This window comes from Dinghuibacter sp. (assembly GCF_035492835.1).
GTDB lineage: Bacteria > Bacteroidota > Bacteroidia > Chitinophagales > Chitinophagaceae > Dinghuibacter.
Genome location: NZ_DATJIY010000058.1, coordinates 1 through 10,642 on the forward strand (window position 1 = coordinate 1; position 10,642 = coordinate 10,642).

Here is a 10,642-nt window from a genome sequence, read left to right on the forward strand (position 1 = left end):
TTTCCCTGTTTTGCTGTGATTCACAGCAAAACAGGGAAAAAAGAGGCACCACACCCCTACTCCCCGGCCGGCAGGCCTACAGCCGATGCGAAGGCAATGCCCTTTGCGCGCGCACATCGGGACGAGACGGCCATGCAGAGAGTTAACGGAGGATGATGTGCCGGTCGGCGTCGAGGCGGATCATGATGAAGATCAGGATTGTAAACGTCAATAGGGAGGACCCCCCGTAGCTCATCAGGGGGAGGGGAATCCCTATCACGGGCGCCAGCCCGATCGTCATACACACGTTGACGGCCATGTGAAAAAAGATGATCGACGCCACACCGTAGGCGTATACACGGGAGAAGACACTGCGCTGGCGCTCGGCGATGGTGACGATGTGCCAGAGGAGCAATAGGTATAGGCCCAGCAGCACCACGCAACCTACGAACCCGAAGTCCTCGCCGATGGTGCAGAATATGAAGTCGGTGCTTTGCTCCGGGACGAAGTCGTAACGGGTTTGGGTCCCTTTGAGATAACCCTTGCCGATGAGACCGCCTGAACCGATGGCTATCTTGGATTGTTTGACGTTATAGTCGGTGCTTTGGGAGGCCTTCTGGTGACGCAAACGGCTTTCTTCCTCGGTAGGTGCGGCCGCGTGAGCGCCCCGGTGGCGTTGATAGTCCTTACCCACGAGGCTGTAAATCCGCCTGGCCTGGTATTCCTGGAGGATATTATCGAAAACGTAGGGAACTACAAAGACGGACACGACCGACGCCAGGAGCCAGCCGCCGATGATGACCGACAGCAGCCGGCGGTTGCGTTTGAACTGCCGCCTGAGCAGGATGATGGCCAGCAGGGCGACACAGGTCAGCACCGCCAGGAGCACGTATTTTTCCAGGACCAGCGTCATGACGGCCAGGACCCCCAGGGCGAAACCGACGATCAGGATCGAGGGTGGCAGCCCTTCCCGGTACATGGGGATGAAGAGCGAAAAGTATACGAGCGCCAGCCCGGTCTCGTTCTGCATGATGGTGATCAGGGCGGGCAGGACGGCGATCCCCCCCGCGATGACCTGCGATCTGAACTGATCGAAATGCGTTTCGGTACGGGAGATGTATTTGGCAAGGGCCAGGAGGGTAAATATTTTACAGAATTCGGCGGGTTGGAGGTTAAAGCCGCCGCCCAGGGCGATCCAGGAGTGGGAACCGTTCACCGCCTTCCCCACGCCCGGGATAAAGGTAGCCAGCAGGAGTACGATGCCCAAGGCGTAGAGCAGGTTGGCCATCGTGGTGAATATCTTGGAGTCGGTGAGCAGGATGATAACCCCCAGGATGCTGTATATCCCCAGATAAAACAACTGCTTGGAGTACTCCTTTTTCAGCGCCAGGAGGTTTTGGACGATATTGTCCCCCTCCCGGTATTCGACGGCGAAGATGCAAAGGACGCCGATGAGGGCGATCAGGAAAAAGAGCCAGATGGTGAGGCTGTCCACCCCTTTGGCAATGGTCGGGTTTTTAGCGGTGGTATTCATCGGGCGGTACGGGGTTTAGACTTCTTGTCGTCGGTAAGGAGGGCGGTGTCGTGCGGCAGGGGCTTGTGGGCGCTGTCATGCTTTACCGGGGGAGCAACCGGGGGAGCCGTATGCGGCCGGCGCGTCGTGTCGGGCTGGGGCGTAACCCCTTCCTCCGGAAGCGCCTCGTCCTCCAGGTCGCTCTTTCTTTGGGCATCCTTCAGCGCCTGGATTTTGGCGATGGAATCGCGCGCCTCATAGATGCGCGGCGGGATCAGGTTGGTATTGATCAGCCGGTCCAGCATCGCTTTCCGGTTGTCGGCGATAGAGTCCTTGAGGTATTTTTCGATCATGAGACCGGCGATGGGCGCCGCGGAATTCCCCCCCATACCGGAGTTCTCGCAAATGACGACGATGGCTATCCGGGGGTTGTCCTTCGGGGCAAAAGCCGCAAATAACGCGTGGTCCTTCTGCTGGACGCCTTTATAAGAGTTTTGGGCCGTCCCGGTCTTGCCACAAACGATGATCCCCGGTACCTGCGCCTGCTGGCCGGTACCTTCCTCCACGACGCCCTGCATCCCGTCTTTTACCTTTTCGAAGATATCGTCTGGGATATGCGTGGTCACGTGGCGTACGTGGTATTTGTCGAGCGCGGTGTCCCCGTCGGATACGCTGTCTACAACATGGGGCGTATAATAGTATCCCTTGTTGCCGATCAGGCACATGCTGTTGGCGATCTGCAGCGGCGTCTCGGTCGTTTCCCCCTGGCCGATCCCCAGGGAAACCGTGGTACAGGAGTTCCATCGCCTGCGGCCGAATACCTTATTGAAATGGCTCGTATCGGGTATATAACCGGAGCTCTCGCTCGGAAGGTCGATCCCCAGCCGGTGACCGAGGCCGAAGGAGTTCATATACCCCTTCCAATTCATCAATCCGTCCTCTACGTTTCCGTGCTGGTCGACGATCTTCCGGAAAACCGTGAAGAAGAAGGTATTGCAGGAATGCGTAATGGCCAGGGTCAGGTTGCGGCCGTGACCGGGATCTTTTTCCAGGCATTTCCGAGGGGTGCCGCAGTCATAAAACCAGCCGTGGCAGTCTACCCCGAAGGCCGGGGTGATGACATTGATGTCCAGGGCCACCAGGGCGTCCAGGGGCTTGAAGGTGGACCCGGGGGGATAGGTCGCCAGGGTGGCGCGGTTGTACATGGGCAGCGCCGGGTCCTGGTACATTTCATGGATATGCTTGTTCCGGTCCGGGCCGGTCAGGTCATTGGGGTCGAAGGTCGGACTGCTGACGAGCGCCAGGACGCCGCCGGTATTGGGGTCGATAGCCACGATGCTCCCGACTTTGTTGGTCATAAGTTTTTCACCGAACTGCTGGAGGTCGACGTCGATGGTGGTGTACAGGTTCTTGCCCGCGATAGCCGGGGTATCGAACGTCCCGCCCGCGTAGGGGCCCTGCGGCCGGTTCAGGTTGTCCTTGACCAGGAAACGGATCCCCCGCTGACCCATCAGCTCCCGTTCATAAGCGCTCTCCAAACCGTTGCGGCCGGCATAGTCCCCCGGTTGATATCCCTGGTCGGCGTGCCGGCGGATAAACGCCGAATCCACCTCCGCCACGTATCCCAGGAGGGCGCCGGCCGTGTGGTAGGGATAAGTCCGCACCGGGCGTTCCTGGAGGTTGAAAGCAGGCTGGAACTTAAAAAGGCTTTCGCTGATGCGGGCGTACTTCTCGGGGCTGAGGAGGGATTCGAAGACCGACGAGCGGCTGCGCCCGTTTTTGATGATGGCGTTGACGATGCGCGCCCGGAACTCCGCCGTGTCGATCCCCAGGATCTGGCAAAGCGCCACGGTGTCCACGCCTTTTACCTGGGCGGGCGTCACCGTGAGGTCGTACATGATTGTGTTGTCCAGGATGGCCCGGCCCTTCCGGTCAAAAATGATCCCCCTGTTCGGATATATCACCTCCCTCAGGACCGCGTTGTCCTGCGCCAGTTTCTGGTATTTCCCGGAAATGACCTGGAGCGTGAAAAGCCGCGCGACGATGACGAAAATAACAGCAGCGAAGATGAAGCGTACTACCGTTTGACGCGACTGGTTGAAAACTGACATTACAAGGGGGATTGGATTTTAATCAACTCCTGTAAAAATACGAAAGCCTGTTATGTATTGGTGATAAACTTTTGTTTCCGGGGAAAAAGTAACTCGAGGATAATGACCAGCACCATGCTCACCACGGTAGAGGCCAGGGTCTTGCCGATGAAGTAGACGATCCCCCCAAACTGAAGGGCCTCCAGCAGGAACACGAAAAAGTGATGCAAGAGGGTCATAATCAACACATAAGTTAGGTAAGGGGCGAGCCCGAGGCTCTTTACCGAGGGTTCCCGGAAGTTCATTTCGGCGCCTTGCTGTGGAACCAGGATGTTGATCAGGAAAGGCCGGAAGTAGGCAATCAGCACACAGCAGGCCGCGTGCAGCCCCGGCGTTTTTGTAAAATAGTCGAGCGTAAGGCCGCACGCAAAACCGGCGATCATCAGCACAAAACGGCTGGTCGAAAACGGCAGCCAGAGGATGAACAGGTAGTAGATATACGGGATGATAAAGGAATGCAATGGGGGGATCTGGTTCAGGATAAACACCTGGGCTAGCACAAAGAGGAAAAGCCTCCCGATATTTTTGAGCAGGTCACTCATTTGATCAGCTTTTTGGTGGCGTCCTCCAGTGCCATTTGTTCCTGACGCAGGGTGTTCTCCACGACGTAAACGTGCTGAAGGCGGCCGAAATGGGTAGCGGAGCGTAGCTTGAGGATGTAGAAGTTGCTGGCGGGATCGCTGGTGATGTCCATGATCGTTCCGATGGGTATGCCCGAGGGGAACTTGTCGGAGTAAGTGCTCGTCACTACAGTGTCGCCCTTGGCTACCCGCACGCTTTTGGGGATGTCGCGCATGATCAGGATACTGGGGTCGCCTCCCTCCCATTCGATGGGGCCCGAATCACGCGTCCGGCGGAGCATGCCGGAAACCCTGCTTTGCCGGTGGAGGAGGCTCATCACCACGCAGACGTGGGGGCTCACATTGACCACCGTACCGACCACGCCTTCGGGTCCTACCACCCCCATGTCCTTGCGGATGGAGTCGTTGGACCCTTTGTCCAGGGTGATATAGTTGTTGGCGGCCAGGGCGATCGAGTTGTTGATGACCATCGCCCCCCTCCAGACGAATTTCCGGAGGTGACCCAGGGAGTCCACGGGGATGGAATCCTTCAGCACCAGGCTGGAATCGAGCCGGGCCTGGTAATTCGCGGGAAGGGCCTGGAGCAGGGCCAGGTTTTCCCTGGCGAGCCGTTCGTTCTCTTCCTTAAGGTGAAAGTAGTTGTGGACCTTGGTGTATTGCGCATAGAACTTGCCCGTCACGTCTCCCGAGATCCCCATGAAAAAGGCCTCGTGGAAGCGGTTGTAGGTGAAGAGCATCGACAGGCTTACGATTTCCAGTATAAGGAATAACAGAACGTTGAAGTACCGCCTTATGAACAGGAAAATATTACGCAAGGGTCTATGGATTTTAAAGTTTTATCGCCTATCGCATCACAAACGGATAGCGCTGATAATTCCTGAGCGCTATGCCCGTGCCCCTCACCACCGACTTCAGGGGATCGTCCGCCACGTGAACGGGCAGCTTGATCTTTCCCGCCAGCCGCTTGTCCAGCCCGCGCAACAACGCCCCGCCACCGGTCAGGTACAAACCGCGGCGGTAGATGTCCGCAGCCAATTCCGGGGGTGTCATTTCGAGGGCCTTCAGTATGGCTTCTTCGATCTTGAATACCGACTTGTCCAGGGCCTCGGCGATCTCCTGGTAGCTCACCATGATCTGCTTCGGGATACCGGTGACGAGGTCGCGTCCGTTAACCGGGATATCGTCCGGCGGATTGTCCAGGTCCTTGGTGGCGGCGCCGATCTGGATCTTGATCTGCTCCGCGGTCCGTTCACCGATCAGCAGGCTGTGATAACGCCGGAGCGCTTCCATAATATCGGCTGTGAATTCGTCCCCGGCGATACGGATGGATTGGTCGCACACGATACCGGCCAGCGCGATCACGGTGATACCCGTGGTGCCCCCTCCGATGTCGATGATCATGTTGCCGACGGGTTCCTCGACGTCAATGCCGATCCCCAGCGCGGCCGCCATGGGTTCGTGGATCAGGTATACTTCCTGCGCGCCCGCCTGCTCGGAGCTGTCCCGCACCGCGCGCTTCTCTACTTCGGTAATACTTGAAGGAATACAGATCATCATCCTCCACTTCGGGGGGAAAAGCGGCCGCTTGGGGTATATCATCTTGATCAACTCCCGGATCATCAGCTCCGCGGCATTGAAATCCGCGATGACGCCGTCTTTCAGCGGCCGGACCGTACGGATGCTTTCATGGGTCTTTTCGTGCATCAACAGCGCTTTCTTCCCCACTGCGAGCACGTTCTTCGGGTTATTGCGATCCAACGCAATAATCGAAGGCTCATTCACTACCACCTCGTCATTATGTATGATCAGGGTATTGGCCGTACCCAGATCAATCGCTATTTCCTGCGTAAAAAAGTTAAAAAGTCCCATTGTCGTAATTGGTTCAGGTTCTTTCCTTTTCGCTAAATAATTTTTATAACACTAACCCTCGTCGGGCTTGCTTTAGCCTACGATGTTACACAAATTTTGCATGCAAAATTCAAGTAAATAATCCATTTCCGCAACTTGACCCCGTTTTTAATTTCCGGGGGCTAACTGGGGGGCATAGCCGTGATAGAAGACTATAAAAATATATGAATTATTCGAATTCATAGCCAATATCCTTCCGGAAATACATGCCCTGGAAATGAATTCCCGTCAAAGCCGCCCTGGACGCGGATGCAGCCGTCCGTACGGTGTCCCCGTAGGCGGTAGCGGCCAGCACCCGCCCTCCGTTGGTCAGTATTTGTCCTTCCCTGGGAGTCGTTCCTGCCTGGAAGACCAATACGTCACCCTCCAGCCCCTTCGGCAGCCCGGTGATAGGCCTGCCTTTGGGATACGCGCCCGGATAACCCTCGGATACGGCCACCGTCGTCACCGCCGCACGTGGATCGGTTTGCACGTCGATCTCATCCAGCCTCCCTTCAGCGACGGCTTCGAGCAGGTCTACCAGGTCGTTCCGCAGCCGGGGCATGACCACCTCGGTCTCGGGATCGCCCAGGCGACAGTTGTATTCGATGACGTACGGGTCGCCCCCGACATTGATCAGTCCGAAAAAGACAAAGCCTTTGTAGTCGATCCCCTCTTCGGCCAATCCCTCTATCGTGGGCTCCACGATACGGTTAATGACCTTTTCCATGAATACCGGACCGGCGAACGGTACCGGGCTGACCGCCCCCATCCCCCCCGTATTGGGTCCCTTGTCCTGTTCCCCTATCCGTTTGTAGTCCTTCGCCTCCGGCAGCAACCGGTAGCTCTGGCCGTCGGTCAGCACGAAAACGGAGAGCTCTACGCCTTCCAGGAATTCTTCGATGACGACGGTATCTCCGGCCGCCTCGAAAAATCGATCCACCAGCATATTCCCAAAGACCTCGGCGGCTTCTGCGTGGCTTTGGGCGATAATGACGCCTTTTCCCGCCGCCAACCCATCAGCCTTCAATACGATGGGTAAGGAATGAGCATTGATATAAGCCAACCCCTCGTTCAGCTGCGCCAGGCGAAATTCCCTGTACCCCGCCGTGGGAATACCGTGCCGCTGCATAAACGCTTTTGCGAAAGCCTTGCTGCCTTCCAGCTGGGCGCCCGTCTTCGACGGCCCGATGACCGGGATGTGGCGGACCGCCGGGTCCTCCCAAAAGGAATTGTAAATGCCTTTGACAAGGGGCTCCTCAGGGCCGACGATCACCATGTCGATCTTTTGTTCGAGGCAGAACGCCTTCAACCCCGGAAAGTCCGTGGCCTCCAGGGCCACGTTCCGCCCGCAACCGGCGGTGCCCGCATTCCCGGGGGCTATATACAACTGGCTGCAGCGGGGACTTTGCGCCAGTTTCCAGGCCAGCGCATGCTCCCGTCCCCCCGAGCCCAATAAAAGGATATTCATGGGCGCGAAGATCGCATTTACACGGTAGAAATATCAAAAATGTGTACATTGTCGCCTTTGGCGCAGCCTCCGAAACCCAATCGGCGCCGCCGCGGCAACCACAACCATCGAGATATGCCATCAGAAAAAGGTCACCCTAAAGGGCTCTATGTCCTCTTCGCCACCGAAATGTGGGAACGATTCAACTTCTATGGGATGCGCGCGATGCTCGTCCTGTTCATGACCAAAGCCCTGCTCTTCGACAAAGTCTTTGCCTCCAATGTATATGGCAGCTACCTGAGTCTCGTGTACCTTTCGCCGCTGATCGGCGGTTTTATGGCGGACCGGTATTGGGGTAACCGGCGGTCCATCATTTCCGGCGGTATCGTCATGGCCCTGGGGGAAATCGTCCTGTTCGCCTGCGGTTCGGTCTACCACGGCATGCCGCATATGGCCACTCTGCTCTATTTTTCGGGGCTTGGGTTGATGATCGCGGGGAACGGCTTCTTTAAACCCAACATCTCCATCATGGTGGGCGACCTCTATCCGAAGGGCGACCAGCGGAAGGACGCCGCCTACACCATCTTTTATATGGGCATCAACACCGGCGGGATGTTCGGGCCGTTCATCTGCGGCCTGATCGCCGGCGAGAATCCTGAAAACTACCGCTGGGCCTTCCTCGTAGCCGGTGTCGGGATGCTGCTGAGCGTGATCACCCTTCGCATATTCCACCACCGGTATGTGGTGACCCCCGAAAAGAAGGTCCTGGGCCTGACCCCGGAGGGCGTTTCACGCAAGATCACCGGACCGGTGGCCGTCGTCGGCGTCATGCTGGGGATGATCCTGCTCAGTATCGGTATGCTGTATGCCGACGACAAAGTCTTTCCCTACCTGAACTACCTGCTGATCGTAGCCCCTATCGTCGTAGCCGTCGTTATTTTCTCCGACAAAACCTTGACATCCATCCAGAAACAGCACGTGGGTGTCATCTTCATCGTTTGTTTTTTTGTCATATTCTTCTGGGCGGCCTTTGAACAGGCCGGTGATTCCCTGACCTTTTTCGCTGACGAACAAACCGACCGCCACATTGGACATTACGTAGTCCCGGCCGCCATATTCCAGTCACTTAACTCCTTTTTCGTCGTACTTTTCGCCCCCTTCTTTGCCTTTCTCTGGCGGAAATTGGGCAAATGGGAGCCTGGCTCGCCCACCAAGATGGCCTTCGGCCTTTTCTTTTTGGCGCTGGGCTATCTGTGGATCAGCTATGGCGTAAAAGACGTCGCCCCCGGCATCAGGGTCAGTATGATCTGGCTAACGGGGATGTATGCCTTCCATACCTGCGGGGAGCTGTGTCTGTCGCCCATCGGTCTTTCGCTGGTCAACCAGCTGGCGCCCGTAAAGTTCGCCTCCCTGCTGATGGCGGTCTGGTTCATGGCTAACGCCATGGGCAACAAGCTCGCCGGCGTACTCAGCACCTTCTACCCGGAAAAAGACAAGCCCACCTCGTTCCTCGGTTACCACATGCACAACCTGAACGAGTTCTTCATGCTCTTCGTATTTATGGCCGGCGCGGCGTCGCTGCTCCTCTTCTTTGTCAGCCGGCGCATCGAGCGGATGATGAAGCATGAGCATAAGGACGCCCCCCTCGGCGAGGTCGAAGAAAACAAATAGGCGTTCGCGGCCGCACGTAAGCGCTACCCGTAAGCGCTGCACTACAAACACTTAAAAAAAAGATAAAATAGGCGGTTGTACCGGCTCGATCCTTGCATGCCCTTATCTTTAAGGACCAAAAGGCACATCCGATGAAGCATATCCTACTCGTATCCTGCGCCGGCGGTTTACTCCTGGCGTCATCCGCCACCTACGCCCAATCGACCGACACCCTCACGGACAAACAAATGAAAGACAAGGTCCTGGGTGAAATCCAGGTGAGCCTCGACCGCCGGACCAAGTCGATGGACTCTACCGTCAGCAAGCTCGACGAACGCGTGGACCTCCTCGATAAATCCATCCTCGAGACAAAGGACGCCAAGGAAAAGGCCGACAAGCTGCTGCTCCGCGTACAGGCGCTCGAGGACCGGCAAAAAGCCATAGACGAGAACGATCTGTATATCTATCAGGCCAACTACCAGAGCGCCATCGTCAACCTGGTATCCATGGAGCGCGAAATAAAGCCCCTCATCCTGTTCAACTCGACAAAGACCTTCTTCGACCAACTAGGTCAGGCCTCCAATCCCATGAACTATCCCGGCTACAAGGATTTCTTCAACGGGTTCAATAAATATATGGAGGCTAATAAGGGTGAAGAAACGGGGCTCGGCGTCGCCAGCAACGTCCTCTCCTCCGCGAGCACCGAAATGGGCGCGGTACCCGTGACCGGCCCCATGACCTTTGCGCTGTTCAGCGGCATGTCCTCCTACCTGAGCACGCTGGGTAAAAAACAAAAAGACCTTCGCGAACAAAGCGAAAAGATGGTCCTGCTGACGATGAAGGTCAGCCAGTTCGACTACGATCAGGGGCTGATCGAAAACGAATGGGCATCCATCGAAGCCGAGCTGGACAACCTGCAAAAGATCTATGCGAGCGACCTCTCCCAGGACCTGGCCACCCTGAAGATCAAAGCCCAGGACTTCCAGGCTGGGTTTTCCCAGGAAAGCGACGCCGAAAGCCGCTACCAATACCTGACCATGATGCGCCAGTCGGCCGCCGATTTCGCCACGTCCGAGCGCCAGCGCAACCCCAAGGACTGGAAGCAAAAGATCTACTACCAGATGATGGACGTACAGCAGCTCAAACTGCGTTTTGGCCAGATCACCTTTCGCATCAGCGAGAATATAGGCCGCTACGAAACCCTTTTCGACAAATACAAGCTCGATCCCCAGATCGGCCCCCAGATCATGAACCTCTCCGGGAAGCTGGCGGACCTCCGGAATACCTTCGATAAGGCGTTCGATCCCCTGGATTATATCGCGTCTACGACGAAAATGTACAAGGTCGGCTGAGCCGTTCGCCTGCCGGCCCCGTGGAGTGTGGTGGGGTGCCTCTTTTACCCTGTTTTGCGAAAAGTTTCGCAAAACATGGT

8 protein-coding genes are annotated in these 10,642 nt (G+C 56.7%); 2 read left to right on the forward strand and 6 right to left on the reverse strand.

Translation table 11 applies throughout. The annotated features are described in order from the left end of the window. Nucleotides 1-142: 142 nt before the first annotated feature. The 6 genes from rodA to purD form a co-directional block, all read right to left on the reverse strand. Nucleotides 143-1,513, reverse strand: a complete 1,371-nt coding sequence (gene rodA, locus VL547_RS05460; protein WP_325576040.1) for a rod shape-determining protein RodA — start codon at nucleotides 1,511-1,513, stop codon at nucleotides 143-145. After that, nucleotides 1,510-3,603 (reverse strand): penicillin-binding protein 2, encoded by a 2,094-nt coding sequence (gene mrdA / locus VL547_RS05465; protein WP_325576042.1) that lies wholly within the window; start codon nucleotides 3,601-3,603, stop codon nucleotides 1,510-1,512. Before mrdA ends, rodA begins: the two co-directional genes overlap by 4 nt. 50 nt (nucleotides 3,604-3,653) lie before the next feature. Next, the gene (locus VL547_RS05470; protein WP_325576044.1) at nucleotides 3,654-4,184 is read right to left on the reverse strand and encodes a rod shape-determining protein MreD; all 531 of its coding nucleotides are present in this window, start codon (nucleotides 4,182-4,184) and stop codon (nucleotides 3,654-3,656) included. Further along, a complete protein-coding gene (gene mreC, locus VL547_RS05475; protein WP_325576046.1) occupies nucleotides 4,181-5,038 on the reverse strand; it encodes a rod shape-determining protein MreC in 858 nt (285 codons plus the stop codon). Before mreC ends, VL547_RS05470 begins: the two co-directional genes overlap by 4 nt. A gap of 28 nt (nucleotides 5,039-5,066) precedes the next feature. After that, entirely contained in the window at nucleotides 5,067-6,092 is a 1,026-nt protein-coding gene (locus tag VL547_RS05480) for a rod shape-determining protein (protein ID WP_133991394.1), read from the reverse strand. Between the two features lie 208 nt (nucleotides 6,093-6,300). Then, nucleotides 6,301-7,581: a phosphoribosylamine--glycine ligase gene (gene purD / locus VL547_RS05485; protein ID WP_325576050.1), complete on the reverse strand. Its 1,281-nt coding sequence runs from the start codon at nucleotides 7,579-7,581 to the stop codon at nucleotides 6,301-6,303. A gap of 114 nt (nucleotides 7,582-7,695) precedes the next feature. Between purD and VL547_RS05490 the strand changes: the two genes are divergently transcribed. After that, nucleotides 7,696-9,231 (forward strand): peptide MFS transporter, encoded by a 1,536-nt coding sequence (locus tag VL547_RS05490; RefSeq protein ID WP_325576052.1) that lies wholly within the window; start codon nucleotides 7,696-7,698, stop codon nucleotides 9,229-9,231. Between the two features lie 131 nt (nucleotides 9,232-9,362). Then, complete coding sequence (locus tag VL547_RS05495) at nucleotides 9,363-10,562, forward strand: hypothetical protein (RefSeq protein ID WP_325576054.1); 1,200 nt, start codon at nucleotides 9,363-9,365, stop codon at nucleotides 10,560-10,562. Nucleotides 10,563-10,642: the final 80 nt, after the last annotated feature.